Source organism: Streptomyces sp. GESEQ-4 (assembly GCF_017948455.1).
GTDB lineage: Bacteria > Actinomycetota > Actinomycetes > Streptomycetales > Streptomycetaceae > Streptomyces.
Map to the genome: position 1 here is coordinate 189,324 of NZ_JAFFSU010000005.1, position 24,409 is coordinate 213,732.

A 24,409-nucleotide genomic window follows, 5' to 3' on the forward strand; every position below is an offset into this window, starting at 1 on the left:
GTCATGATCGGAGGGAACGGCCACGTGCCTTTCTCACCACGTGCCTTTCTCACATGGTGCGCAGCAGCACCGCCGGCTGTTCCACGCAGTCCGCCACATGCCGGAGGAAGCCGCCGGCCGTGCCGCCGTCGCACACCCGGTGGTCGAAGGTGAGCGAGAGCTGGACGACCTGCCGCACCGCCAGCTCGCCCTGGTGCACCCAGGGCTTGGGGACGATACGGCCGACGCCGAGCATGGCCGCCTCGGGGTGGTTGATGATCGGCGTGGAGCCGTCGACCCCGAACACCCCGTAGTTGTTCAACGTGAAGGTCCCGCCCGTGAGTTCCGCGGGCGTCAGCGTCCCCGTCCGGGCCGCCTCCGTCAGCCGGGCGAACTCCGCGGTCAGCGACTCGGCGTCCCGCGCGTGCGCGTCCCGTACGACGGGCACGACGAGCCCGCGCTCGGTCTGCGCGGCGAAGCCGAGATGGACCTGGTCGAGCCGGACGATCTCCCTGGCCTCGACATCGACCGTGGAGTTGAGCTCGGGGAACCGGGCGAGGGCGGCCGTGCAGATGCGTGCCAGCAGGGCGAGAAGGGAGATCTTCGTCCTTCCGGCCCCGTTCATCGCTTCGCGCGCCCGCATCAGCTCCGTCGCGTCGGCGTCCACCCAGCAGGTCGCGTCCGGTATCTCCCGCCGACTGCGCGACAACTTGTCGGCGACCGCGCCCCGAATGCCCTTGAGGGGGATACGGGTGCCGCCGGGCGTGGAGGTGACCGGGGCCCCGGCGGGCGCGTGCGTCACCCGGGCGACGAGCGATTCGGCGGGCGTGTGAGCGAGGGGGGAGTCGGCGGGGGCGCACGGGGCGGCGGCCGTCGGGGCGGCCGAGGAAGGTGTGGTGGCGGACGGCTCGGTCGCGGACGACATGGCCGTACGCGGCGACGGTCGGGCGGGCGACGCGGCGGCCGCCCGCAGCGCGTACTCCACATCGGCCCGCAGGATCAGCCCGTCCGGTCCCGAGCCCGTCAACTCCCGCAGATCCAGCCCGTTCTCCCGAGCGAGCCGCCGCACCAGGGGCGAGATCACGGCGACGGGACCGTCGGCCCGGTGGCCGTTGCCGGAATCGGGCGCGATGTCTGTGGTGGCGTGGGTGATGTCGAGGGCGTCGGGCGTCGGCGAGGCCGCACTCGTACGAGCGGACGGATCCGTCGGAGCCGTACGAGCCGTCGGCCGTACCCTCCGGCGGCGGGCCGGGGCGGCGCCGGTGCCGTAGCCCACGAGCACGTTGCCTGAGCCTTCGTGGGGGTGCCCAGCCGAGCCGCTGCGCGTGCCCTCACCGGAACCCACACGCGCGTCCTCACGCGAGCCCTCGTCCGATCCCGTGGCCGGACCGCCGGAGGCCGCCGCCCCCACGGCCACCGTCAACAGCGGCGCCCCCACGGGAAGCTCCGTGCCCTCCTCGCCGAAGCGGGCCGTGACGACGCCGCCGTACGGGCAGGGCACCTCGACCATTGCCTTGGCCGTCTCGACCTCGACGACCGGCTGATCGACGGTGACGACGTCGCCGACCTGGACCAGCCAGCGCACGATCTCCGCCTCCGTGAGCCCTTCGCCGAGGTCGGGAAGCTTGAACTCCAACACCTGTGCCATCAGCTCTGGGCCTCCCATTGCAGACGCCCCACGGCGTCCAGGATCCGGTCCACGCCAGGCAGGTGGTGACGCTCCAGCATCGGCGGCGGGTAGGGGATGTCGAACCCGGCCACACGCAGCACCGGCGCTTCCAGGTAGTGGAAGCAGCGCTCCGTGACACGGGCCGCGATCTCCCCGCCCGGGCCGCCGAACCCGCCCGACTCGTGCACGACCACCGCGCGCCCGGTCCGCCGCACCGAAGCGGAGACCGTCTCGTCGTCGAACGGCACCAGGGAGCGCAGGTCGACGACTTCGAGGTCCCAGCCCTCGGCCCGCGCCGCCTCGGCGGCTTCGAGGCAGACGGGTACGGACGGCCCGTACGTGATGAGCGTGGCGCTCCGGCCCGAGCGCCGCACCACCGCGCGGCCTATCGGTTCAACGGCCGTCGGCTCCTCGGGGTTCCAGGACTCCTTGGACCAGTACAGCCGCTTGGGTTCGAGGACGACGACCGGGTCGTCGGAGGCGATGGCGGCGCGCAGCAGGCCGTAGGCGTCGGCGACGGTGGCGGGCGTGACGACATGGAGCCCCGGAGTCGCCATGTAGTACGCCTCGGAGGAGTCGCTGTGGTGCTCGACGCCGCCGATGCCTCCGCCGTAGGGGACCCGGATGGTGATCGGAAGCGGCATCGTCCCGCGTGTGCGGTTGCGCATCCGGGACACATGGCTGATCAGCTGCTCGAAGGCGGGGTAGGCGAACGCGTCGAACTGCATCTCCACGACCGGCCTGAGGCCGTACATCGCCATGCCGACCGCCGTGCCGAGGATGCCCGCCTCGGCCAGCGGCGTGTCCGTGCAGCGGTCCTCGCCGAACTCCTTGGCGAGCCCGTCGGTGACCCGGAAGACCCCGCCGAGGGTGCCGACGTCCTCGCCCATGACGTGCACGGCGGGGTCGGCGGCCATGGCGTCGCGCAGCGCGCGCGTGAGGGCCTGCGCCATGGTCGCGGGTTTGAGGGCGACGGTGGTCATCGGTGCGTCCCTTCCCGTTCGGCCTCCAGCTCCGCCGCCAACTGCTCCCGCTGCTCGCGCAGTTGCGGTGTGGGCTCGGCGTACACGTGGGCGAACAGGTCCATGGGGTCGAGCGCCGGGTCCTGGTTCATGTGCTCGCGCAGGTCGGCGGCGAGCCGCTCGGCGTCCTCGCGCGCGTGCCGGATGCCGTCCTCGTCGATCAGGCCCCGCTCGGTCAACTCCCGCTCCAGGAGGGCGATCGGGTCGTGTGCGCGCCAGGTCTCGACCTCGGTGTCGGCGCGGTACCGCTTGTCGTCGTCGGCGTTCGTGTGGGCCTCGATGCGGTACGTCACGGCCTCGACCAGCGTCGGACCGCCGCCCGCGCGCGCGTGCCGTACGGCGTCGCTGAGGACCTCATGCACGGCGGCCGCGTCGTTGCCGTCGACCAGGCGGCCGGGCATGCCGTAACCGACGGCCTTGTGGGCCAGCGACGGGGCCGCGGTCTGCTTGGCGAGCGGGACGGAGATCGCGAAGCCGTTGTTCTGGACCAGGAAGACGACCGGGGCCTGCCATACGGCGGCGAAGTTGAGCGCCTCGTGGAAGTCGCCCTCGCTGGTGCCGCCGTCGCCGACCAGCGCGAGCGCGACCACGTCGTCGCCCTTGAGGCGGGCGGCGTGCGCGAGGCCCACGGCGTGCGGGAGCTGGGTGGCGAGCGGGGTGCACAGGGGGGCGACGCGGTGCTCGTGCGGGTCGTAGCCGGTGTGCCAGTCACCGCGCAGAAGCGTCAGAGCCTGCACGGGGTCCACGCCACGGGCGACGGCGGCCAGCGTGTCGCGGTAGCTCGGGAAGAGCCAGTCGCGCTCCTCGAGGGCGAGCGCGGCGGCCACCTCGCAGGCCTCCTGGCCGGTGCTGGAGGGGTACACGGCGAGGCGGCCCTGCTTGGTGAGGGCGGTGGCCTGCGCGTTGTACCGGCGTCCGCGCACCAGATGGGCGTAGAGCCGGCGCAGCAGGGCTGGGTCGGCCTTCGCGGCGGCGTCCGTGCCGAGCACGCGGTACGGCTCCGCGTCGGGCAGCAGCGGCGCGGGGTCCGTACGGGGCTGCCAGGCGGGCGGCGGCGTTGGCCGATATGCGCCCCGCTGCTCCATGACCGTCATCACGGCACCTCCTCATGGGAGTGGCTTGGAGAGGCGCGTCGGATGTGATGCGCCTCACCTACCGATTGTTCGGTCGTCGGCACATTTTGGCTACAGGCACCTTCAGGCTGTGGACAAACGGTTCTCCACAGCCTGAGATGGACGCAGTACGTCCATGGTAGAGAGGCGGGGGGACATGGCACCTGAACAAATGGCCGAAGGTCCCGAGGGCGGCCCCCTGCCGCCCGCGCGGCCCCTCGACGCCATCGATCAGGACATCCTGCAGATGCTCCAGGCGGACGGCCGCGCGTCGATACGGTCGGTCGCCGAACGTGTCCATGTCTCGCGCGCCAACGCCTACGCGCGCATCAACCGCCTCATCGAGGACGGCGTCATCCGCGGCTTCGGGGCCCGCGTGGACCATGAACGCGCGGGCCAGGGGACATCGGCGTACATCACCCTGAAGATCGTCCAGAACACCTGGCGCACGGTGCGCGAGCAGCTCAAGCAGCTCCCCGGGGCAGCCCATATCGCCCTGGTGGGCGGAGACTTCGACGTGCTGCTGCTCGTGCACACGTCCGACAACCGGGCGCTGCGGGAGCTGGTACTGACCCGCATCCAGGCGATCCCCGAGGTGCTCAGCACCCGCACGCTGCTGGTGTTCGAGGAGGAGGACCTGGAGCCGCAGGGCTGACCCGGACGTCGGTCTAGGAGGACTTGCGCAGTCCCCCGAACACCAACTGCGCGACCGCGTCGGCCACTTCGCGCTCGTTCATGCCGCGCCCGTCCGGCCGGTACCACTCGACGATCGAGTTGATCATCCCGAAGACCAGCCGGGTCGCCAGACGCACCTCCACATCACCGCGCACATCCCCGTCGGCGGCTGCCGCCTTCAGCAGCTCGGCGACCCGGTGGTCGAAGTCGCGGCGCTGCTCCAGGGCCCACCGCTCGGTGTCCGTGTTGCCGCGCACGCGCAGCAGCAGCGTCACATACGGCAGTTCGGCGATCAGCACCTCGACCATGCGCCGCACGACGTACTCCAGGCGCTCGGCGGCACGCCCCACGCGCGCGTGCTCCTCGTCGAGGATCCCGAAGAGCCCGTCCAGCGCCCGGCTCACCGCGCGGCGCAGCAGCTCCTCCTTGCCGGCGACGTGGTGGTAGATCGACGACTTGGAGATGCCGGCCGCTTTGGAGAGGTGCTCCATGGAGGTGCCGTCGTAGCCGCGCTCGTTGAAGACCCGCACGGCGACGGTGAGCAGCGACTCCGGGGTGTACGTGTCCCGCTTCGCGGTGGTCATGACGTGCTGCCCTCCCGCCTGTCGGTGGCGTACGCATGGCGGTAGAGCGCGAGCGAGGGCGCGTAACGTCCCGAGGGGTCGCGCATATGCAAGTCGTCGAGGAGGGCGTACGCCCAGTTGCGGCCGAGTCTGCGGCTCCATTCGAAGGGGCCCAGGGGGTAGTTCACGCCCAGCCGCATCGCGGTGTCGATGTCCTCCTCGGTGGCCACCCCCTTGGCGACGGCGTCGTGCGCCAGGTCGACGATCCGCGCGACCGTGCGGGCGACGATCATGCCGGGTACGTCGCCGATGACGCTGACGTCCTTGCCGAGTGCCTGGAACAGGCCGATCGCCTCGGTGAGGGTCTGCGAGGCGGTGTCCTGGGAGGCGGACAGGGCGATACGGGTGGCCCTGCGGTAGTCGAGCGCGAGGTCGAAGTAGACGACGTCCCGGAACTCCACGGAGGTCTGGCCGTCGGCGAGCGCCAGCTGTCCGCCGCCCGGCAGCACCAGGCGGGTGCCGTGGTCCTCGTCCTCCTCGCGGACGGCGATGCCCGCCTCGCGTATCAGCGCGAGCAGTTCGGCGGCGGGGCCCAGGTCGCCCTCGGCGACGACGTACGCGGGCGGCTGGGCGCGTTCCGCGGTGTGCGGCTCGGCGGGCTCGGCGCCCTCCTGGTAGTCGTACCAGCCCTGTCCGGTCTTGCGGCCGAGCCGGCCCGACTCGACCAGGCGCCGCTGGGCGAGCGAGGGCGTGAAGCGCACGTCCTGGAAGAAGGACTGCCACACGGAGTGCGTCACCGACTCGTTGACGTCCTGGCCGATGAGGTCGGTCAGCTCGAAGGCGCCCATCTTGAAGCCGCCGGACTCGTGCAGGATCGCGTCGATGGTGGCGGGGTCGGCGCCCTGGGCCTCGTAGACCGCGAAGGCCTCGGCGTAGAAGGGCCGTGCGATGCGGTTGACGATGAAGCCGGGGGTGTCGGCGCAGGCGACCGGGGTCTTGCCCCAGGCGCGCGCCGTCTCGTACGCGCGCGTGGCCATCGTGACGTCGGTGGCGTGCCCGGAGACGACTTCGACCAGCGGCAGCAGCGGGGCCGGGTTGAAGAAGTGCAGGCCGACGAGACGGCCGGGGTTGCCGAGCGCGCCGCCGATGGCCGTCACCGACAGGGACGAGGTGTTGGTGGCGAGCAGACAGTCCGCGCCGACGATGCCTTCCAGCTCGCGGAAGAGGTCCTGCTTGACGTCGAGCCGCTCCAGGACGGCCTCGACGACCAGGGCACAGTCCGCGAGGTCGGTGAGGCTCTGGGCGGGCAGCAGACGGGCGCGTGCCGCGTCCCGGTCGGCGGCGGTGAGCCGGTCCTTCTCGACGAGCCGGTCGAGGCGGGCGCCGATCGCGGCGGACGCCTCCTGGGCCCGCCCGGGGACGGTGTCGTACAGCCGCACGGGGTGGCCGGCGACCAGCGCGACCTGGGCGATGCCCTGGCCCATGGTGCCGGTGCCGACGACGGCCACGGGGCTGCTGAGGTCGAGTGCTGTCATGTGCGCGATCCTCCCGCACGGGGTTTTCCACAGATGCGGCGGACCCCCTTGTCCCGACCGATCGTTCGGTTACTCTAACTCTGTCCGGCTGTTTCCGCCCAGGTCATGAGCTCAAAGAAGAGTTCTTGAGACGAGGAGTTGGTCCCGTATGGCCGCCGAACTCACCGCGCACCAGCTGATCGCCGCTCACCGGCCCACCCTCGACCAGGCGCTGGAAGCGATCCGCACGCGCGCGTACTGGTCTCCGCACCCCGAGCACCCCAAGGCCTACGGCGAGCAGGGCAGTCTGGACGCGGCAGCCGGCAAGGCCGCCTTCGACGCCCTTCTGGGCACCCGCCTCGACCTCGGCCAGCCCGGCACGGACGGCTTCACGGGCGGCGAGGTCTCGCCGTACGGCATCGAGCTGGGCGTCACGTATCCGCACGCGGACATCGAGGTCCTGCTGCCCGCGATGAAGGCCGGTCAGCGCGCCTGGCGGGACGCCGGCGCGGAGATCCGGGCCGTGGTGTGCCTGGAGATTCTCAAGCGCATCAGCGACCGGACGCACGAGTTCGCGCACGCGGTCATGCACACCTCCGGCCAGGCGTTCATGATGGCGTTCCAGGCGGGCGGCCCGCATGCGCAGGACCGTGGCCTGGAGGCGGTGGCGTACGCGTATGTGGAGCAGGTCCGCACCCCCGACACCGCGGAGTGGACCAAGCCCCAGGGCAAGCGCGACCCGCTCGCGCTCACCAAGCAGTTCACGCCGGTCCCGCGCGGGATCGCCCTGCTGATCGGCTGCAACACCTTCCCGACGTGGAACGGCTATCCGGGCCTGTTCGCCTCCCTGGCCACCGGAAACGCGGTCCTGGTCAAGCCCCACCCGCGCGCGGTGCTGCCGCTCGCGCTCACCGTGCAGGTCGCGCGCCAGGTGCTGGCCGAGGCGGGCTTCGACCCCAACCTGGTGGCGCTGGCCGCCGAGCGCCCTGACGAGGGCATCGCCAAGACCCTGGCCGTGCGCCCGGAGATCCGGATCATCGACTACACCGGTTCGACGGCCTTCGGTGACTGGCTGGAGGCCAACGCCCGCCAGGCGCAGGTCTACACGGAGAAGGCGGGCGTCAACTCGGTGCTCGTGGAGTCGACCGGCGACTACAGGGGGATGCTGTCCAACCTGGCCTTCTCGCTGTCCCTGTACAGCGGTCAGATGTGCACCACCCCGCAGAACCTGCTCATCCCGCGCGACGGCATCCGCACCGAGGAGGGCCCCCGGACCTTCGACGAGGTCGTCGCCGACCTCGCCCGCGCGGTCGACGGCCTGCTCGGCGACGACGCGCGCGCCAACGCGCTGCTCGGCGCGATCGTCAATCCCGATGTGAAGGCTCGTCTGGAGGCGGCGGCGAGCCTCGGCGAAGTCGCCCTCGCCTCACGGGAGATCAGCAACCCGGAGTTCCCGGACGCGGTCGTCCGTACGCCGGTGATCGTGAAGCTGGACGGGACCAAGCCGGACGCCGAGGCCGCGTACATGAGCGAGTGCTTCGGGCCCGTCTCCTTTGCCGTCGCGGTCGACTCGGCGTCCGATGCGGTGGAGTTGCTGCGGCGGACGATCCGCGAGAAGGGTGCGATGACCGTCGGTGCGTACACCTCTGACGAGGAGGTCGAGCAGGCGGTTGTCGAGGTCTGCCTGGAGGAGTCGGCGCAGTTGTCGCTCAACCTCACCGGTGGGGTGTATGTGAACCAGACGGCCGCGTTCTCCGACTTCCATGGGTCGGGGGGCAATCCGGCGGCGAACGCTGCGTTGTGTGATGGGGCGTTCGTGGCCAACCGGTTCCGGGTTGTTGAGGTGCGGCGGGAGGCCTAAGAGCTCGGGGGTTCGGTGATCGCGCGGCTGCCGGTGCGTTGTGGCTTGTCGCGCAGTTCCCCGCGCCCCTATAGGGGCGCTTCCGTGCCCGTGCTCCAGTGGTAGAGGGTCATTCCCACGCTCGTCGCCAAGTTGTAGCTGGAGACCTGCGGGCGCATCGGCAGGGAGAGCAAATGGTCGGTACGCGCGCGTAGGTCGGCCGACAGGCCGCTGCGCTCGGAGCCGAAGGCGAGAACGGCGTCGTCCGGGAGCTTCACGCCCCGGATGTCGTCGCCCTCGGGGTCCAGGGCGAACAGCGGCCCGGACGGCAGTTCGTCGACGGTCAGCCGCTCCACGGCGGTCGCGAAGTGCAGGCCCGCTCCGCCGCGTACGACCGTGGGGTGCCACGGGTCGAGGGTGCCGGTGGTGACCACTCCGGTCGCGCCGAAACCGGCGGCCAGACGGATGACGGCGCCCACGTTGCCGAGGTTGCGCGGGTTGTCGAGGACGACGACGGGTGCGGTGCGGGGTGAGTGCGCCAGCTTCTCCAGGTTGGCGGCACGGGGCGGTCGTACGGCCAGGGCCGCCACCGCGGTCGGATGCGGGCGCGGCACGAGGGACCTGTACGTCGGCTCCGGGACCTGCGTGAGCAGCGCGGCCAGGGTGTCTCGTACGTCCGGAGCCAGCTCGTCGGCCAGGGCGAGTGTGGCCGCCCGGTCGACGGCCACCGCCACCGGGACAGCGGCTTTGAAACGCACCGCGTGCTTGAGGGCATGGAAGCCGTCGAGCAGGACGGAGGCGTCGGCGAGCCGGTGCCAGGAGGTCACGGGATCGGCGGCGGTCATGCCGTGAAGCCTACGTGCGTGTGCTCGGGGTTCTCCGGGTTGTCCGGGTTGTCAGGGGCTGACGCGTCCCCGGTCCGCTGGCCCGGCACCTTGGGGCCGTCCTTGCCCCGGAACACGCGTCCACGCGCGCGTGCGGCCCAGTCGCCCAGCCGACGCAGGAACGACGTCGGCAGGAATACCGCGTCCGCCGCGATCATCGCCAGGGAGAAGAAGGGCAGTCCGAGGACGACGGCGATCACGGCGTGCTCGGTGATCATCGCGGCGAGCAGGACGTTCTTGACGCGTCGATGGAACAGCGTGAACGGGAAGGCGACCTGGACGGCCACGGTGCCGTATGTCACGAGCATCACCGCCGTGCCGCTGGCCGACAGCAGGTCGGCGAGGGCGGGCCAGGGTGAGAAGTAGTCGAGGTGCAGGGGGTAGTAGACGGCGGTGCCGTCCTGCCAGCGGGAGCCCTGGATCTTGTACCAGCCGGCCGTCGCGTAGATCAGACAGGCCTCGGCCATGATCACGAGCAGGGCGCCGTTGTGGACGATGTTGCCGACCACATCGAGCAGGATCCGCGGCTCGTCACTCCTGGCCAGGCGTCCGACGACCCACCACACGGCCAGGGCTACCCACACAGCCCAGATGATCACCGGCACGGTCAAGTCGCCGTCGAGCTGGCCCGCCGCGGTCACCACCACCAGCACCAGCCCGAGCGCCCCCCACAGGGCGGGCCCCACCCGGTCCACCACACGCTCTCCACGCGCGCGTGCCGCACGCACGCGCCGTTCCCGGCGCTCGTCCAGCGACCACACCTGGCCACAGCGCGTGAAGACGAGGTACATGCACATCAGGTGCAGGACGTTGTCGCCGCCGTCCCCCATGAAGATGCTGCGGTTCTGCAGCGAGAGCACGCCGACCATGAAGAGCACGGACATGGTGCGGGTGCGCCAGCCCAGCAGCAGCAGGACGCTCGTGAGGACGGCGAGCGCGTACACGGCCTCGAACCAGAGCCGGCCGTCGGACCACATCAGGGCCGTGAAGGCGCCGTTCGTCGAGATCAGTTGCTCGGCGAGTCCAAATGTCCAGGGGCCGTCGGGGCCGTACAGCTCCTGGCGGTGGGGCAGCTCCCGCAGCAGGAAGAGCAGCCAGGTCGCGCTGAACCCGATGCGGATGACGGCGGTCTGGTACGGGCCGAGGGCGGCCCCGGTGACACGGGCGATGCCGCCCGACACGGCCTGCGCGTAGCGGTTCACCGGGCGCCTCCCCCGAGGTCGCCGGCCGAGACCGACCACCAGGGCAGCACCCGGAACACCGGCTGGTCGGAGACCTGCTCCGCGCTCCACTCGGGCGGGCGGACGTTGGTGGTGCGGGAGCGCAGCTGGACCCGCTCGATCGTCTCGCCCCGCCCGGCCGCGTTGTCGCGGTCGAGGCGCAGCAGCACGATCCGGCGCAGATAGGTCTCCGAGAGGGCGCCGCGCAGGCCCGACGGGCGGTTCTCGGCGTCGTGGGTGGCGAGGAAGAAGTCCCACGCGCGACGCAGTTCGTTCTGCTGGGTGTGGCTCGGCAGCAGATTGCCGTCGATGGCCCGGCCGTCCTGCGCGGACAGGTCGTACCAGCCGGTGGTCTCCCTGCCGCCGTCGGGCCTGCCGATCTGGGCGCGGACCTGGACGGCGATGTTCTGCTGCAGCGGGTTGGGCGCGAAGAGCTTCCAGTTCTGCTCGAACTCGGGGTAGATCCAGTCGTCTATCGCGCGGCCGTGCTGCTTGGTGACCGTGTTCGACGGGGCGACGTGCAGGAACACCATGCCGATGTGGACACAGACGGCGACCGCGACGCAGGCGAGCGCGAGCGCGACGCCGATCTGGTAGCGGAGGGAGAGCGCGGCGAGAGCGGTGCGGGGGCCGGCGGCCGGTTCGCCGGACGTCTCGCGCCCGTCCGGTTCGACCACCCCGCCCGCCCCGTCCGGGGCGTTCGAGCCACCGTCGTACGCGTCGTCCATTCCGCCCCGTTCCCGATTCCGCTCAGTCTTCCGGCCACCTGGACGGGAACGGTACTCAGCCCCGCGCGCCCGGCACACCCCATCGGCCCGTCCGCCGGTCGGGCCGGTTGTCCACAGGTGGTCCCGGCAGGTTATCCACAGCGGTTGACACCTTACGGCGGCCGTCACACCATGGAATCGCACGAACCGAACGATCGGTCGGGAGCAGGTTCCAGGCAGAGCCCAAGGTCGAGGGGGCCCCATGGCGACAGCAGCCGCGCAGCAGACGGCCGGCACACAGGCGTACGGCGCAGGAGAGGGCACCGTCGACACGGCGGCGTACGAGCGCGCGTTCGACGCCGCGGTGGCCGCCGACGAGCGCATCGAGCCGCGCGACTGGATGCCGGACGCCTATCGCGCGACGCTGGTGCGGCAGATCGCCCAGCACGCGCACTCCGAGATCATCGGCATGCAGCCCGAGGCGAACTGGATCACGCGCGCGCCGTCCCTGCGCCGCAAGGCCATCCTGATGGCCAAGGTCCAGGACGAGGCGGGGCACGGCCTGTATCTCTACAGCGCGGCCGAGACCCTCGGCACCGGCCGCGACGAGCTGCTCGACAAGCTCCACACCGGCCGCCAGAAGTACTCCTCGATCTTCAACTACCCCACCCTGACCTGGGCGGACGTCGGCGCGATCGGCTGGCTGGTGGACGGCGCCGCGATCACCAACCAGGTCCCCCTGTGCCGCTGCTCATACGGCCCGTACGCGCGCGCGATGGTCCGCATCTGCAAGGAGGAGTCCTTCCACCAGCGCCAGGGGTACGAGCTGCTGCTCGCCCTCAGCCGCGGCACCCCGGAGCAGCACGCGATGGCGCAGGACGCCGTGGACCGCTGGTGGTGGCCGTCCCTGATGATGTTCGGCCCGCCCGACGACGAGTCCGCGCACTCCGCGCAGTCGATGGCGTGGAAGATCAAGCGCCATTCGAACGACGAGCTGCGCCAGCGCTTCGTCGACATCTGCGTCCCCCAGGCCGAGTCCCTGGGCCTGACGCTCCCCGACCCGGACCTGAGGTGGAACGAGGAGCGGGGGCACCACGACTTCGGTCCGATCGACTGGTCGGAGTTCTGGGCCGTCCTCAAGGGCGACGGCCCGTGCAACGAACAGCGCATCACCCAGCGCAGGCAGGCGCACGACGAAGGCGCATGGGTCCGGGAAGCCGCCGCGGCGTACGCGGCCAAGCACTCGGCTCCTGCCCCGCGCGCCCATGAGACGGGAGCGGCACACGCATGACGAATACCGACTGGCCCCTGTGGGAGGTCTTCGTACGCTCCCGCCGCGGTCTCTCGCACACCCACGCCGGCAGCCTGCACGCGCCGGACGCGGAGCTCGCCCTGCGCAACGCGCGCGATCTGTACACCCGGCGCGGCGAGGGAGTCTCGATCTGGGTCGTGCCGTCGTCCGCGATCACGGCGTCCTCACCGGACGAGAAGGACCCGTTCTTCGAGCCGGCCGCCGACAAGCCGTACCGGCACCCGACGTTCTACGAGATCCCGGAAGGGGTGAAGCACCTGTGACCGTCGCCGTTCCCACCACGGCCGCGCTCGCCCTCGGCGACGACGCGCTGGTGCTCTCCCACCGCCTGGGCGAGTGGGCGGGCCACGCGCCCGTGCTCGAGGAGGAGGTCGCCCTCGCCAATATCGCCCTCGACCTGCTGGGCCAGGCCCGGATCCTGCTGTCGATGGTCGGCGACGAGGACGAGTTGGCCTATCTGCGCGAAGAGCGCGCCTTCCGCAACCTCCAGCTGGTCGAGCAGCCGAACGGCGACTTCGCCCACACCATCGTCCGCCAGCTGTACTTCTCCACCTACCAGCACCTGCTCTACGCCCGCCTCGCCACCGCGGACGGCCCCTTCGCGCCGCTCGCCGCGAAGGCCGTCAAAGAGGTCGCCTACCACCGCGACCACGCCGAGCAGTGGACCCTGCGGCTCGGCGACGGCACTGAGGTCAGTCATGAGCGGACGCAGCACGCGTGCGAGGCGCTGTGGCGGTTCACCGGCGAGATGTTCCGGCCGGTCGAGGGCCTGGATGTGGACGCCGACGAGCTGCAGGCCGCCTGGCTGAAGTCCGTGTCAAGCATCCTCGACCGCGCCACCCTGACCGTCCCCGAAGGGCCGCGGTCCGGTGCGTGGGCCGCCGGGGCGGGCCGTCAAGGCCTGCACACCGAGCCCTTCGGGCGGATGCTCGCCGAGATGCAGCATCTGCACCGCAGCCACCCGGGGGCGTCATGGTGACCCTCACCGCCCTGGAGGCGGAACTCCTCGAGGTCGCCGGTGCGGTGCCCGACCCCGAACTGCCCGTGCTCACCCTCCAGGAGCTGGGCGTCCTGCGCGCGGTGCACGTCCGCGGCACGGACTCGGTGGAGGTCGAGCTGACCCCGACGTACACCGGCTGCCCGGCGATCGAGGCGATGTCCCTGGACATAGAGCGGGCGCTGCACGAGCACGGCATAGGGCAGGTGTCGGTCCGTACGGTGCTCTCGCCCGCCTGGTCGACGGACGACATCTCGGCCGAAGGGCGCCGCAAACTGCGGGAGTTCGGCATCGCACCGCCGCGGGTGCGTGAGGCGGCCGAGCCGATGCTGATCGAGCTGGGCCCGACCCGCACCACGGATCCCGTTCTCTGCCCGCACTGCGGATCGGCGGACACCGAGCTGCTCAGCCGGTTCTCCTCCACCGCGTGCAAGGCGCTGCGGCGGTGTCTGTCCTGCCGCGAACCGTTCGACCACTTCAAGGAGTTGTGATGGCCCGCTTCCACACGCTCCCGGTGGCCGCCGTCGACCGGCTCACCGACGACTCGGTGGCCCTCACCCTCACCGTGCCGCCGGAACTGCGGGAGGAGTACCGCCACGCCCCCGGCCAGCATCTCGCGCTGCGCCGCAGGGCCGACGGTACGGAGATACGGCGCACCTACTCGATCTGCTCCCCGGCGCCCGGCCCCGAGGGTCCACGGACCCTGCGGGTGGGGGTGCGGCTGGTGGAGGGCGGGGCCTTCTCGACGTACGCGCTCAAGGAGATCAACGTCGGTGACGAGCTGGAGGTGATGACCCCGGCGGGCCGTTTCACGCTGGAGCCCGCGGCCGGCCTGTATGCCGCGATCGTGGGCGGCAGTGGCATTACCCCGGTTCTGTCGATCGTCTCGACACTGCTGGCGCGTGAGCCCGGGGCCCGGTTCTGCCTGATCCGCAGCGACCGTACGACCGCGTCGACGATGTTCCTGGAGGAGGTCGCCGACCTGAAGGACCGCTACCCCGAGCGGTTGCAGCTGGTGACGGTGCTCTCCCGGGAGGAACAGCAGGCGGGTCTGCCGTCCGGGCGGCTCGACCAGGACCGGCTCACCGGGCTGCTGCCGGCGCTGCTGCCGGTGGACGACGTGGCGGGCTGGTTCCTGTGCGGGCCGTACGGGCTGGTGCAGGGGGCCGAGCGGGCCCTGCGCGGACTCGGAGTGGCGCGGACCCGTATCCACGAGGAGATCTTCCACGTGGACCCCTTGACCACCCTCGCGACTCAGGTCCCGGCCCCCGCCCACAGCGCCGTGACGGCACGGCTCGACGGCCGCGGCGGAACCTGGCCCGTCCAGGACGGCGAGTCCCTGCTGGAGACGGTCCTGCGCAACCGGCCCGACGCGCCCTACGCCTGCAAGGGCGGGGTGTGCGGGACATGCCGGGCCTTCCTGGTCTCCGGCGAGGTGCGGATGGACCGCAACTTCGCGCTGGAGCCGGAGGAGACGGAGTCGGGGTATGTGCTGGCGTGCCAGTCGCATCCGGTGACGGAGAAGGTGGAGCTGGACTTCGACCGCTGAGCGCTCCGCGAGCTGTGCCCCTTCGGGGCGCTGCCCGGCCGTTCCTTCGTCAGGGCCGTCACCCTTACCCGGCGCCGCCCGCCCGTTCCCTTCTCCTAGAACCTGTTCTATCTTGACGCTCCGTCAGATCAGCGGATCCGCCGGAGGGACAGGGACTGTGGACTTCACCTTCACCGAGGAGCAGCAGGCGGCGGCCGAGGCGGCGCGGGGAGTGTTCGGCGGGGTCGCGCCGGATGCCGTGCCCAGCCCGGCGCTCACCCTGGGCGCCGTGGCCGACGACTTCGACCGGGAGCTGTGGGCCAGGCTCGCCGACGCGGACCTGCTGAGCCTGCTCCTCGCCCCGGAGTACGGCGGGGCGGGCCTCGACGCCGTCGCACTGTGCCTCGTCCTGCGGGAGTCGGCGAAGGTGCTGGCGAGGGTGCCGCTGCTGGAGAGCTGCGCGGCCGCCGCGGCCGTACAGGCTTATGGCAGCGAGGAGTTGAGGTCCGAGCTGCCGGCGCGGGCGGGCCGGGGTGAGGTGGTCCTGACCGTCGCCGCCGCCGGCCGTACCGGGCACGACCCGGCCGAACTCGCCGTCACCGCACGCCATGAAGGCGACCACTGGACGCTGGACGGGCTGCAGACGGCGGTGCCCTGGGCGTACAACGCGGACTTCGTCCTCGTACCGGCCCGGACGGACGCCGACCGGACCGTCCTCGCGGTGGTGCCCCGGGTCCACGAGGGGGTCGCGCTCGCCGAGCAGTTCTCCACGAACGGGGAGCGGCTGGCCGAACTGCGCCTGGACTCCGCGCGGATCGTGGCCCGCGATGTCATCGACGCCGACGGCGCCTGGGAGTGGCTGCGCGATCTGCTGGCCACCGGGACCTGCGCGCTGGCCCTCGGGCTCGGCTCCCAGGTACTGCGGATGACCAGTGAATACACGGGCAAGCGCGAGCAGTTCGGGTTCCCGGTGGCCACGTTCCAGGCGGTCGCCGTGCAGGCCGCCGACCGCTACATCGACCTGCGCGCGATGGAGGCCACGCTGTGGCAGGCCGCATGGCGGATCGCGTCGGGGGCACCGGGGGCGCTACCTGCCGCCGGGGACGTGGCCGTCGCGAAGATCTGGGCGGGGGACGGCGTACGGCGGATCGTGCAGACCGCGCAGCATCTGCACGGCGGTTTCGGTGCAGACACCGACTATCCACTGCACCGGTACCACGCCTGGGCCAAGCACCTGGAACTGTCGCTCGGCCCGGCGTCGGCACACGAGGAGGCACTGGGCGATCTACTGGCGGCGCATCCCCTGGGCTGACCCGCCGACACGGCTGCCCGAGCAGCGCTACCAGGACGACCGCCGCGCCCACGTCATGGAGCCCGAAGGCCCGGAGCCCGAACGCCAGGAACCCGAGGACCCCCAGCCCCAGCGCCTGTTCCTGCGGGCCGGCCCCTAGAGGACGTACCCGGGCTGTCCCTGGTCCGTCACGACCGGTCGGCCCGCGTGGGCCCACATCTCCATGCCGCCGTCGACGTTCACGGCGTCGATGCCCTGCTGGACGAGGTACATCGTGACCTGGGCCGAACGTCCGCCGGAACGGCAGATCACATGGACCCGGCCGTCCTGCGGCGCCGCCTCGGTCACCTCGCCGTACCGGGCCACGAACTCGCTGATGGGGACGTGCAGTGCCCCTTCGGCGTGACCCGCCTGCCACTCGTCGTCCTCGCGGACGTCCAGCAGGAAGTCGCCGTCCTTGAGGTCTGAGACCTCGACCGTGGGCACACCAGCTCCGAAACTCATGCCCCCGACGCTACCGGACCGCCCGCACGGCCCGACGCGGCTACGGCAGCAGCTCCGCCAGCTTCGCCTCGCGCTCGGCGACCTGGGCCAGCAGTTGCTCGGCGACCTCCTCCAGAAGGCGGTCGGGGTCGTCCGGGGCGATCCGGAGCATGGCGCCGATCGCGCTCTCCTCCAGTTCGCGGGCGACGACCGCGATCAGTTCCTTGCGCTGGGCGAGCCATTCGAGGCGGGCGTAGAGCTCCTCGGCTGGGCTCGCCTGCCGCTCCTCGGGGACCGGTCCGGCGGCCCACTCCGCGGCCAGCTCCCGCAGCAGCGCCTCGTCGCCACGGGCGTAGGCGGCGTTGACCCGCGTGATGAACTCCTCACGCCGTTTGCGCTCGCCCTCCTCCTGCGCCAGGTCGGGGTGGGCCTTGCGGGCCAGCTCACGGTAGAGCTTGCGGGCCTCGTCGCTGGGGCGCACCCGCTGCGGAGGCCGTACCTGCTGCTCGGTGAGCATCGCGGAGGCCTCCGGGGACAGCCCGTCCCCGTCCATCCAGCCGTGGAACAGCTCCTCGACGCCCGGCATCGGCATGACGCGCGCCCGCGCCTCGTCCGCCTTGCGCACGTCCTCGGGATCGCCGGTGCGGGCGGCCACGGCCTCGGCGATCTGCGCGTCCAGTTCGTCGAGCCGGGCGTACATCGGGCCGAGCCTTTGGTGGTGCAGCCGCGAGAAGTTCTCCACCTCCACCCGGAAGGTCTCCACCGCGATCTCATACTCGATGAGCGCCTGTTCAGCAGCCCGCACGGCCCGCTCCAGCCGCTCCTCGGGCCGGGGAGCGGCGTCTTCGGACGCGGCACCAGTGTCTTCGGACGCGGCACCGGCGTCTTCGAGCCCGGCCGCACTGTCCTCGGCCTCGGGCAGCCCGTCCTGCGGCGTCACCCCCGCCTCTCCGGCGACGCCACCCTGCTCAGCTTCCGACCTCGTCACGCGACCAGCGTAGGCCACGCCCCGGCCGACCCCGACGGCCTCAGCGCTCCGCTGGATATGCGGTTCGTTCCCCGCGGGCCGATGGGGGCTGATCGCGCAGTTCCCCGCGCCCCTTGCGGAGCGCGGTCACACCCCTGTCTCCGCCTTGAGCCGCCCCGCCCGCACCGCCGCCACCAGCTCCGCGTGGTCCGCCTCCGTGCGGTCGGCATAGGCCACCGCGAACGTCGCCATCGCCTCGTCCAGCTCCTCGTTCTTGCCGCAGTAACCGGAGATGAGGCGGGGGTCGGCGCTGTGGGAGTGGGCGCGGGCCAGGAGGGCGCCGGTCATGCGGGCGTAGTCGTCTATCTGGTCGGTGGAGAGGGCGGCGGGGTCGACGCTGCCCTTGCGGTTGCGGAACTGGCGTACCTGGAAGGGCCGGCCGTCGACCGTCGTCCAGCCCAGCAGGATGTCGCTGACGACCTGCATCCGCTTCTGGCCCAGCACCACACGGCGGCCCTCGTGGTCCACCTGGGGCGCCTCGAACCCCGCCGTCACCAGGTGCGGAACCAGCACTGAGGCCCTGGCCTCCTTCACCTGCAGCACCAGCGGCTCGCCCCGGTGGTCCAGCAGCAGGACGACGTACGACCGCGTGCCCACGCTGCCCGTGCCGACCACCCGGAAGGCCACGTCGTGCACCGTGTGCCGGGCCAGCAGGGGGAGGCGGTCCTCGGAGAGCGTCGTCACATACTCCTCCAGGGACACCGCCACGGCCGCCGCCTCCGCGTCCGGCACCTGCCGCAGCACCGGAGGGGCGTCGACGAACCGCCGTCCGCCGTCCTCGGTCGGCACCGTCGACCGCTCCGCGAAGCGCCCGCTGGTGTTGGCACGTGCCTTTTCGGAGACCCGCTCCAGCGTGCCGAGCAGGTCATGGGCGTCGGTGTGGGAGACGAGCTCCTCGTCCGCGATGGCGTGCCACGCGTCCAGGACCGGGAGCTTGGCCAGCAGCCGCATGGTGCGGCGGTAGGAGCCCACCGTGTCGTGCGCCGCCTTGCGGCAGGTGTCCTCGTCGGCGCCCGCCTCCCGGGCCGCGAGCACCAGTGAGGCGGCGAGCCGCTTGAGGTCCCACTCCCAGGGGCCGTGGACCGTCTCGTCGAAGTCGTTCAGATCGATGACCAGGCGGCCGCTCGCGTCGCCGTACAGACCGAAGTTGGCCGCGTGGGCGTCTCCGCAGATCTGGGCGCGGATCCGGGTCATGGGGGTGCGGGCCAGGTCGTAGGCCATCAGGCCCGCGGAGCCGCGCAGGAAGGCGAAGGGGGTCGCCGCCATGCGGCCGATCCGCAGCGGCGTCAGTTCGGGAAGCCGGCCGCGGCTGGACTCCTCGACCGCGCTCACCGCGTCGGGGCGGGAGCCGTCCAGGTCGAGCGCGGCGTGTGTGCTCCGCGGAACCAGCCTGCGCAGCGCCTTGCCCTCTTCCTTCGGCGACTGCGCCCCCGCGGCGGACCACTGGGCGAAACCCCGCACGCGCGGCAGCCGGCGCGCCGCCCCGGCCTCCACGGCAGCCTCCTGGACCGCCTCAGCCATACCCGCATCCACCTGGGTCACAACGACCGCCTCCCCCGCACACGCACGAACATCAACTCGTGCCGACCGTACAACCGGCAGCCAGAACGCGTCAGACCCTGTGGACAACTCCACAACTGTGGAAAACCCGTCATCCGCGAACTGTGGAAACCCGTCATCCGCGCCCGGGGCTAACAGCCACCGCCCCGCTCGCTCTCCGGCAGATGCTTCTCCGCCCACTCGCCGAGCTCCCGCAGGGCGGGCCCCAGCGCCGCTCCCGCCTCCGTCAGGCGGTACGACACCCGCAGCGGCGGGCCTTCGTCGACCTCGCGCACCAGGAGTCCCGCGGTGGCGAGTTCGGTGAGCCGGTCGGAGAGCATGCGCTCGCTGATCCCGGGGACGGCCCGGCGCAGATCGGCGAAGTGCGTGGGCTGTTCCACCAGCACGGACACGATCGGGCCGGTCCAGCGCTTGCCGAGCAGCTGGAAGACACGGCTGATGCCGCCGTCCACCTGCTTGCACGTCGACTCGTCGTGAATCCGCTCACCCGCCATGGGCTCAGGGTACTGCCCCGACGTATAGGGATGAAAAAAAGTAAGTACCTGTGTTATCCATAGTCGAGTACGAAAACTTAGCCCGCCGTTCCCGTGCGGGCACCGCTCTCTTTGGAGACCCCATGGCCACGCTGCTCCACATCGACTCGTCCGTGTTCCCCAGCGGCGCCTCCGCGTCCCGCGCCGTCACGGACGCCTTCCGCAAGACCTGGGAGGAACAGCACCCCGAGGGCACGGTGATCTATCGCGATCTCTCCGTGAGCCCCGTGCCGCACATCACCGCCGACGCCCACACGGCCGGCTTCGCCGACCCGGCCGCGCACAGCCCCGAGCAGGCGGACGCCTTCGCGGAGCGCCTGCGGCTGATCGAGGAGTTCGAGCAGGCGGACGCCGTGCTGATCGGCGCCCCGATGTACAACTACGCGATCCCGTCCACCCTGAAGGCCTGGCTGGACCACGTGATCCTGATCGGCCGCACCGCGCGCGCCGAGGACTCGAAGGTCAAGGGCACCCCGGTCACCGTGGTCGCCAGCCGCGGCGGCTCCTACGCCCCGGGCACCCCGCGCGAGGGTTCCGAATATGTACAGAACTACCTGTCGGCGATCTTCGCCGAGACCCTCGCCATGGACCTCGACTTCATCGTCCCGGAGCTCACCATGGCCCCGCACAACCCGGCGATGGCCGAGCTGGTCCCCCTCTTCGAGGCCTCCCGCGAGCGTGCCCTCGACGACGCCGCCACCAAGGCCAAGAAGCTGGCACAGCGCTTCGCCGCGTAACGGCCTTCGAGGGCGTCCACAGGGCGATTCCGCGGTGTGATTGTCCTCTCACCCGCGGCCCCTCGTCCCGCCCGTCCGGGGAACGCAAAAGCCCCGCAGGTCCAAGACCTGCGGGGCTTTTGTCTGATGTGCGCGAGGGGGGAGTTGAACCCCCACGCCCTTGCGGGCACTGGAACCTGAATCCAGCGCGTCTGCCTATTCCGCCACCCGCGCATTGGGTGTGTCCTCGGGGCTTTCCCCCATGGGTTCGGCGCCCTCCGACACGCAGAACATTAGCACGCGCACCAGGGTGGGTTCACATCCCTTATCCCGGGGAAGCCGCCGACCAGCGACGTCTGTGCCGTCGGCCGGACCGGGCGGCAAACCTCCGAACCCCGGGCTACGTATCAACGTGTACCGGTTCACGTATCAACCTCGTACCGGTACCGCCCGTCTCCCCAGGAGCCGGTCGGGGTCCACAGTCAGGTGCGGGACACTTGTCTGCGGCCGCCTCTACGATCCTTGGCAGGACTGTGTCCCCGAGGGAGTTCGAAGGGGACCTGTGGAGGGAACTTCGTCAGGCGTCGACAACCGCCGACTGGGCCGACAGGGGGAACCAGCCGATTCACCGGCGCGTGGATACGATCAGTAAGCAGTACCAGGTAAGAAGCAGTACACAGGACGACAGCCTAGGAGGAGGTGCCCCATGGGAGTCCTGAAGAAGTTCGAGCAGCGTCTCGAAGGTCTGGTCAACGGCACCTTTGCCAAGGTCTTCAAGTCCGAGGTGCAGCCCGTGGAGATCGCGGGCGCGCTCCAGCGTGAGTGCGACAACAACGCCACCATCTGGAACCGCGACCGCACCGTCGTACCCAATGACTTCATCGTGGAACTGAGCACGCCCGACTTCGAGCGGCTCAGCCCCTACTCCGGCCAGCTCGGCGACGAGCTCGCCGGCATGGTGCGCGACTACGCCAAGCAGCAGCGCTACACCTTCATGGGCCCCATCAAGGTCAACCTGGAGAAGGCGGACGACCTCGACACCGGCCTGTACCGGGTGCGCAGCCGTACGCTCGCGTCCTCCACCGACCAGCAGGCCCCGGCAGGCGCCCCCGCGGCCCCGCCGGCCGCCGGACGCCCCGGCGGCGGGTACGGCTACCCGCAGCCCGCCGCGCCCGCGGGCGCCCCGCCCATGCCGGCCGCGCCGCCGCCCGGCGGCCGCCCCGGCGGTTACGGCTACCCGCAGCCCGCGGGCGGCCAGCGTCCCGCCGCCCCCGCGGCCGGCGGCCGCACCCGCTACTGGATCGAGATCAACGGCACCCGCCATCAGATCTCCCGCGCGACGCTGGTGCTGGGCCGCAGCACCGAGGCCGACGTGCGGATCGACGACCCCGGCGTCTCCCGCCGGCACTGCGAGATCCGGACCGGAACGCCCTCGACGATCCAGGATCTCGGGTCCACCAACGGCATCGTGGTGGACGGGCAGCACACCACCCGCGCTACGCTCCGCGACGGCTCGCGGATCGTCGTGGGCAGTACCACCATCATTTACCGGCAAGCCGAAGGGTGAAGCGGGGGCAATGTCAGAGCTGACCCTCACGGTCATGCGGCTGGGTTTCCTGGCCGTACTGTGGCTGTTCGTGATCGTGGCCGTGCAGGTCATCCGCAGCGACCTGTTCGGAACGCGCGTCACGCAGCGCGGCTCACGGCGGGAAGCGGGCCGGCAGCAGCAGGCCGCCGCCCGTCAGGCGGCGCCTCCGCAGCAGCGCCAGCAACCCGCCACCGGCGGTCGCAGGGGCCGTAACGCCCCGACGAAGCTCGTCGTGTCCGAGGGCACCCTCACCGGCACGACCGTCGCGCTGCAGGGCCAGACCATCACCCTGGGCCGGGCGCACGACAGCACGATCGTGCTGGACGACGACTACGCCTCCAGCCGTCATGCCAGGATCTACCCGGACCGCGACGGCCAGTGGATCGTCGAGGACCTGGGCTCGACCAACGGCACGTACCTGGACCGGTCCCGGCTGACGACCCCCACACCGATCCCGCTGGGCGCGCCGATCCGCATCGGCAAGACCGTCATCGAGCTGCGGAAGTAGTACGACAATGAGCGAGCGGAGCGAGCACGCAGCGGCGGTCCACACCCCGGACCCCGGCGCGCTCCCGACCGGAGGGTGGGCACCGTGCGGATGTACCCGGAGCCGACGGGCGAGGTGCGCATGAGTCTGTCACTGCGCTTCGCCGCCGGATCGCACAAAGGCATGATCCGGGAAGGCAACGAGGACTCCGGATACGCCGGGCCCCGGCTGCTCGCCATCGCCGACGGCATGGGTGGCGCCGCGGCCGGCGAGGTCGCCTCCTCCGAGGCGATCTCCACGATCGTCGCCCTCGACGACGACGTCCCCGGCTCCGACATCCTCACCTCGCTCGGCACGGCCGTACAGCGCGCCAATGACCAACTGCGCGCGATGGTCGAAGAGGACCCGCAGCTGGAGGGCATGGGGACCACCCTCACCGCCCTGCTGTGGACCGGGCAGCGGCTCGGTCTCGTACACGTCGGCGACTCGCGCGCGTATCTGCTCCGCGACGGCGTCCTCACCCAGATCACCCAGGACCACACCTGGGTGCAGCGACTGGTCGACGAAGGCCGCATCACCGAAGAGGAAGCCACCACCCACCCCCAACGCTCCCTGCTGATGCGGGCGTTGGGCAGCGGCGACCACGTCGAGCCCGACCTCTCCATCCGCGAAGTCCGCGCCGGCGACCGCTACTTGATCTGCTCCGACGGCCTCTCCGGCGTCGTCTCCCACCAGACGCTCGAGGACACCCTCGCCAGCTACCAGGGCCCCCAGGAGACCGTGCAGGAGCTGATCCAGCTCGCACTGCGCGGCGGCGGCCCCGACAACATCACCGTCATCGTCGCCGACGTCCTCGACCTGGACACCGGCGACACCCTCGCCGGGCAGCTCTCCGACACCCCGGTCGTGGTCGGCGCGGTCGCCGAGAACCAGCACCAGCTGAACGACAACGGCATCATGCAGACCCCGGCCGGACGCGCCTCAGGCCTCGGCCGTCAGGTCCCCGGCCAGGGCGGCGGCGAGTTCGGCCCGCCCGGCTCCGGCGACACCACCGGCTACGTCCCCGAGGGCAGCTTCGGGGACTACACCGACGACGACTTCATCAAGCCGCGTCGGCGCGGCAGGTGGCTGAAAAGATCCCTCTACGGCGTCCTCGCGCTGGCCGTCATCGGCGGCGGGCTCTACGGCGGCTGGCGCTGGACGCAGACGCAGTACTACGTCGGCGTCAACGACGAGCATGTCGCCCTGTACCGCGGCATCAGCCAGGACCTGGCCTGGGTCTCGCTGTCGGACGTGGAGAAGGACCACCCCGAGATCGAACTCAAGTACCTGCCGCCGTACCAGCAGAAGCTCGTCGAGGGCACGATCGCCGAGGGCGACCTGAAGCAGGCCCAGAAGAAGATCGACGAACTGGCCGTGCAGGCGTCCGCGTGCAAGAAGCGGTCCGAGCAGCAGGCGACCGAGAGCACGAACAACTCCAAGACAGGCGAGGGCGAGGCCGGAGGCACCACGGGAACCACCCGTTCCTCCTTCACGTCCAAGGCGACACCGACACCCACCAATCCGCCGGGGACTACGGCTCCGAATCCATCAACGTCCCCGACCGCACCCACCCCCACGCCCGGCCCGACTCTCTCGGAGGAAGAGCAGAAGGTCGTCTCGCAGTGCGGTACGCAGTAGGCAAGCCGTGAGAGGCCCCGTC

24 protein-coding genes and 1 tRNA gene are annotated in these 24,409 nt (G+C 71.2%); 12 read left to right on the plus strand and 13 right to left on the minus strand.

Annotated elements, in window-relative coordinates; translation table 11 throughout:
• Positions 1-49: 49 nt before the first annotated feature.
• From KCH48_RS12930 to pdhA, 3 genes are read right to left on the minus strand one after another with little or no spacing between them, the layout of a single operon-like run.
• On the minus strand, positions 50-1,627 hold the full coding sequence (locus tag KCH48_RS12930; protein WP_210573334.1) for a dihydrolipoamide acetyltransferase family protein: 1,578 nt from the start codon (positions 1,625-1,627) through the stop codon (positions 50-52).
• On the minus strand, positions 1,627-2,631 hold the full coding sequence (locus KCH48_RS12935; protein WP_210573336.1) for an alpha-ketoacid dehydrogenase subunit beta: 1,005 nt from the start codon (positions 2,629-2,631) through the stop codon (positions 1,627-1,629). Before KCH48_RS12935 ends, KCH48_RS12930 begins: the two co-directional genes overlap by 1 nt.
• Positions 2,628-3,764 carry a pyruvate dehydrogenase (acetyl-transferring) E1 component subunit alpha gene (pdhA, locus tag KCH48_RS12940; RefSeq protein WP_210573338.1) on the minus strand — a complete coding sequence of 379 codons (1,137 nt, stop codon included), beginning with the start codon at positions 3,762-3,764 and terminating at the stop codon, positions 2,628-2,630. The genes KCH48_RS12935 and pdhA overlap by 4 nt, the downstream gene beginning before the upstream one ends.
• 190 nt (positions 3,765-3,954) lie before the next feature.
• Here pdhA and KCH48_RS12945 point away from each other — a divergent pair, with 190 nt between their 5' ends.
• On the plus strand, positions 3,955-4,437 hold the full coding sequence (locus KCH48_RS12945) for an Lrp/AsnC family transcriptional regulator (protein ID WP_210573817.1): 483 nt from the start codon (positions 3,955-3,957) through the stop codon (positions 4,435-4,437).
• A 13-nt stretch (positions 4,438-4,450) separates the two neighbouring features.
• Here the strand turns inward: KCH48_RS12945 and KCH48_RS12950 are convergent, their stop codons facing one another.
• A complete protein-coding gene (locus KCH48_RS12950; protein WP_210573340.1) occupies positions 4,451-5,041 on the minus strand; it encodes a TetR/AcrR family transcriptional regulator in 591 nt (196 codons plus the stop codon).
• On the minus strand, positions 5,038-6,555 hold the full coding sequence (locus KCH48_RS12955; RefSeq protein ID WP_210573341.1) for a 3-hydroxyacyl-CoA dehydrogenase: 1,518 nt from the start codon (positions 6,553-6,555) through the stop codon (positions 5,038-5,040). The genes KCH48_RS12950 and KCH48_RS12955 overlap by 4 nt, the downstream gene beginning before the upstream one ends.
• 148 nt (positions 6,556-6,703) lie before the next feature.
• Here KCH48_RS12955 and paaN point away from each other — a divergent pair, with 148 nt between their 5' ends.
• Complete coding sequence (paaN, locus tag KCH48_RS12960) at positions 6,704-8,395, plus strand: phenylacetic acid degradation protein PaaN (protein ID WP_210573343.1); 1,692 nt, start codon at positions 6,704-6,706, stop codon at positions 8,393-8,395.
• A 68-nt stretch (positions 8,396-8,463) separates the two neighbouring features.
• Here the strand turns inward: paaN and KCH48_RS12965 are convergent, their stop codons facing one another.
• From KCH48_RS12965 to KCH48_RS12975, 3 genes are read right to left on the minus strand one after another with little or no spacing between them, the layout of a single operon-like run.
• Positions 8,464-9,219: an RNA methyltransferase gene (locus KCH48_RS12965; RefSeq protein WP_210573345.1), complete on the minus strand. Its 756-nt coding sequence runs from the start codon at positions 9,217-9,219 to the stop codon at positions 8,464-8,466.
• Positions 9,216-10,460: an HTTM domain-containing protein gene (locus KCH48_RS12970; protein WP_210573347.1), complete on the minus strand. Its 1,245-nt coding sequence runs from the start codon at positions 10,458-10,460 to the stop codon at positions 9,216-9,218. The genes KCH48_RS12965 and KCH48_RS12970 overlap by 4 nt, the downstream gene beginning before the upstream one ends.
• Positions 10,457-11,206, minus strand: coding sequence for a DUF5819 family protein (locus tag KCH48_RS12975; RefSeq protein ID WP_246885205.1), 750 nt, complete (start codon positions 11,204-11,206; stop codon positions 10,457-10,459). The genes KCH48_RS12970 and KCH48_RS12975 overlap by 4 nt, the downstream gene beginning before the upstream one ends.
• 241 nt (positions 11,207-11,447) lie before the next feature.
• On the opposite strand from KCH48_RS12975, the gene paaA reads away from it, so the two are divergent.
• From paaA to KCH48_RS13005, 6 genes are all read left to right on the plus strand, one after another.
• The gene (gene paaA / locus KCH48_RS12980; RefSeq protein ID WP_210573349.1) at positions 11,448-12,476 is read left to right on the plus strand and encodes a 1,2-phenylacetyl-CoA epoxidase subunit PaaA; all 1,029 of its coding nucleotides are present in this window, start codon (positions 11,448-11,450) and stop codon (positions 12,474-12,476) included.
• Complete coding sequence (gene paaB / locus KCH48_RS12985) at positions 12,473-12,760, plus strand: 1,2-phenylacetyl-CoA epoxidase subunit PaaB (protein ID WP_073944895.1); 288 nt, start codon at positions 12,473-12,475, stop codon at positions 12,758-12,760. Before paaA ends, paaB begins: the two co-directional genes overlap by 4 nt.
• A complete protein-coding gene (gene paaC / locus KCH48_RS12990; RefSeq protein ID WP_210573356.1) occupies positions 12,757-13,476 on the plus strand; it encodes a 1,2-phenylacetyl-CoA epoxidase subunit PaaC in 720 nt (239 codons plus the stop codon). Before paaB ends, paaC begins: the two co-directional genes overlap by 4 nt.
• On the plus strand, positions 13,470-13,985 hold the full coding sequence (gene paaD / locus KCH48_RS12995; RefSeq protein ID WP_210573365.1) for a 1,2-phenylacetyl-CoA epoxidase subunit PaaD: 516 nt from the start codon (positions 13,470-13,472) through the stop codon (positions 13,983-13,985). Before paaC ends, paaD begins: the two co-directional genes overlap by 7 nt.
• Positions 13,985-15,043, plus strand: coding sequence for a 2Fe-2S iron-sulfur cluster-binding protein (locus tag KCH48_RS13000; RefSeq protein WP_210573367.1), 1,059 nt, complete (start codon positions 13,985-13,987; stop codon positions 15,041-15,043). The genes paaD and KCH48_RS13000 overlap by 1 nt, the downstream gene beginning before the upstream one ends.
• Before the next feature lie 157 nt (positions 15,044-15,200).
• Positions 15,201-16,334, plus strand: coding sequence for an acyl-CoA dehydrogenase family protein (locus tag KCH48_RS13005; RefSeq protein WP_210573369.1), 1,134 nt, complete (start codon positions 15,201-15,203; stop codon positions 16,332-16,334).
• Positions 16,335-16,469: 135 nt separating this feature from the next.
• Here KCH48_RS13005 and KCH48_RS13010 read toward each other — a convergent pair whose 3' ends face one another.
• From KCH48_RS13010 to KCH48_RS13025, 4 genes are all read right to left on the minus strand, one after another.
• On the minus strand, positions 16,470-16,799 hold the full coding sequence (locus KCH48_RS13010; protein ID WP_210573821.1) for a rhodanese-like domain-containing protein: 330 nt from the start codon (positions 16,797-16,799) through the stop codon (positions 16,470-16,472).
• A 58-nt stretch (positions 16,800-16,857) separates the two neighbouring features.
• A complete protein-coding gene (locus KCH48_RS13015; RefSeq protein ID WP_210573371.1) occupies positions 16,858-17,784 on the minus strand; it encodes a hypothetical protein in 927 nt (308 codons plus the stop codon).
• Between the two features lie 126 nt (positions 17,785-17,910).
• Complete coding sequence (locus KCH48_RS13020; RefSeq protein WP_210573378.1) at positions 17,911-19,344, minus strand: DUF2252 domain-containing protein; 1,434 nt, start codon at positions 19,342-19,344, stop codon at positions 17,911-17,913.
• Positions 19,345-19,514: 170 nt separating this feature from the next.
• Positions 19,515-19,877 (minus strand): helix-turn-helix domain-containing protein, encoded by a 363-nt coding sequence (locus tag KCH48_RS13025; protein WP_210573380.1) that lies wholly within the window; start codon positions 19,875-19,877, stop codon positions 19,515-19,517.
• 122 nt (positions 19,878-19,999) lie between these two features.
• On the opposite strand from KCH48_RS13025, the gene KCH48_RS13030 reads away from it, so the two are divergent.
• Positions 20,000-20,653, plus strand: coding sequence for an FMN-dependent NADH-azoreductase (locus KCH48_RS13030; RefSeq protein ID WP_210573381.1), 654 nt, complete (start codon positions 20,000-20,002; stop codon positions 20,651-20,653).
• 129 nt (positions 20,654-20,782) lie between these two features.
• Here the strand turns inward: KCH48_RS13030 and KCH48_RS13035 are convergent.
• Positions 20,783-20,866 (minus strand) — tRNA-Leu (locus KCH48_RS13035).
• A gap of 472 nt (positions 20,867-21,338) precedes the next feature.
• Here KCH48_RS13035 and KCH48_RS13040 point away from each other — a divergent pair.
• The 3 genes from KCH48_RS13040 (at position 21,339) to KCH48_RS13050 (ending at position 24,387) form a co-directional block, all read left to right on the plus strand.
• Positions 21,339-22,199, plus strand: a complete 861-nt coding sequence (locus tag KCH48_RS13040; protein WP_210573383.1) for a DUF3662 and FHA domain-containing protein — start codon at positions 21,339-21,341, stop codon at positions 22,197-22,199.
• A 10-nt stretch (positions 22,200-22,209) separates the two neighbouring features.
• Entirely contained in the window at positions 22,210-22,728 is a 519-nt protein-coding gene (locus tag KCH48_RS13045) for an FHA domain-containing protein (protein WP_210573385.1), read from the plus strand.
• A gap of 120 nt (positions 22,729-22,848) precedes the next feature.
• The gene (locus KCH48_RS13050; protein ID WP_246885208.1) at positions 22,849-24,387 is read left to right on the plus strand and encodes a Stp1/IreP family PP2C-type Ser/Thr phosphatase; all 1,539 of its coding nucleotides are present in this window, start codon (positions 22,849-22,851) and stop codon (positions 24,385-24,387) included.
• Positions 24,388-24,409 lie beyond the last annotated feature (22 nt).

Excerpts from the sequence above, each read along its gene's own strand:
- KCH48_RS12950 (WP_210573340.1), bottom strand. The coding sequence starts at position 5,041 with ATGACCACCGCGAAGCGGGACACGTACACCCCGGAGTCGCTGCTCACC.
- KCH48_RS13020 (WP_210573378.1), bottom strand. The coding sequence starts at position 19,344 with ATGGCTGAGGCGGTCCAGGAGGCTGCCGTGGAGGCCGGGGCGGCGCGC.
- paaA (WP_210573349.1), top strand. The coding sequence starts at position 11,448 with ATGGCGACAGCAGCCGCGCAGCAGACGGCCGGCACACAGGCGTACGGC.
- paaB (WP_073944895.1), top strand. The coding sequence starts at position 12,473 with ATGACGAATACCGACTGGCCCCTGTGGGAGGTCTTCGTACGCTCCCGC.
- KCH48_RS13030 (WP_210573381.1), top strand. The coding sequence starts at position 20,000 with ATGGCCACGCTGCTCCACATCGACTCGTCCGTGTTCCCCAGCGGCGCC.
- KCH48_RS13040 (WP_210573383.1), top strand. The coding sequence starts at position 21,339 with ATGGGAGTCCTGAAGAAGTTCGAGCAGCGTCTCGAAGGTCTGGTCAAC.
- pdhA (WP_210573338.1), bottom strand. The coding sequence starts at position 3,764 with ATGACGGTCATGGAGCAGCGGGGCGCATATCGGCCAACGCCGCCGCCC.
- KCH48_RS12930 (WP_210573334.1), bottom strand. The coding sequence starts at position 1,627 with ATGGCACAGGTGTTGGAGTTCAAGCTTCCCGACCTCGGCGAAGGGCTC.
- KCH48_RS13045 (WP_210573385.1), top strand. The coding sequence starts at position 22,210 with ATGTCAGAGCTGACCCTCACGGTCATGCGGCTGGGTTTCCTGGCCGTA.
- KCH48_RS13000 (WP_210573367.1), top strand. The coding sequence starts at position 13,985 with ATGGCCCGCTTCCACACGCTCCCGGTGGCCGCCGTCGACCGGCTCACC.
- KCH48_RS13025 (WP_210573380.1), bottom strand. The coding sequence starts at position 19,877 with ATGGCGGGTGAGCGGATTCACGACGAGTCGACGTGCAAGCAGGTGGAC.
- KCH48_RS12945 (WP_210573817.1), top strand. The coding sequence starts at position 3,955 with ATGGCCGAAGGTCCCGAGGGCGGCCCCCTGCCGCCCGCGCGGCCCCTC.
- KCH48_RS12955 (WP_210573341.1), bottom strand. The coding sequence starts at position 6,555 with ATGACAGCACTCGACCTCAGCAGCCCCGTGGCCGTCGTCGGCACCGGC.
- KCH48_RS12975 (WP_246885205.1), bottom strand. The coding sequence starts at position 11,206 with ATGGACGACGCGTACGACGGTGGCTCGAACGCCCCGGACGGGGCGGGC.
- KCH48_RS12965 (WP_210573345.1), bottom strand. The coding sequence starts at position 9,219 with ATGACCGCCGCCGATCCCGTGACCTCCTGGCACCGGCTCGCCGACGCC.
- KCH48_RS12935 (WP_210573336.1), bottom strand. The coding sequence starts at position 2,631 with ATGACCACCGTCGCCCTCAAACCCGCGACCATGGCGCAGGCCCTCACG.
- KCH48_RS13050 (WP_246885208.1), top strand. The coding sequence starts at position 22,849 with ATGAGTCTGTCACTGCGCTTCGCCGCCGGATCGCACAAAGGCATGATC.
- paaD (WP_210573365.1), top strand. The coding sequence starts at position 13,470 with ATGGTGACCCTCACCGCCCTGGAGGCGGAACTCCTCGAGGTCGCCGGT.
- paaN (WP_210573343.1), top strand. The coding sequence starts at position 6,704 with ATGGCCGCCGAACTCACCGCGCACCAGCTGATCGCCGCTCACCGGCCC.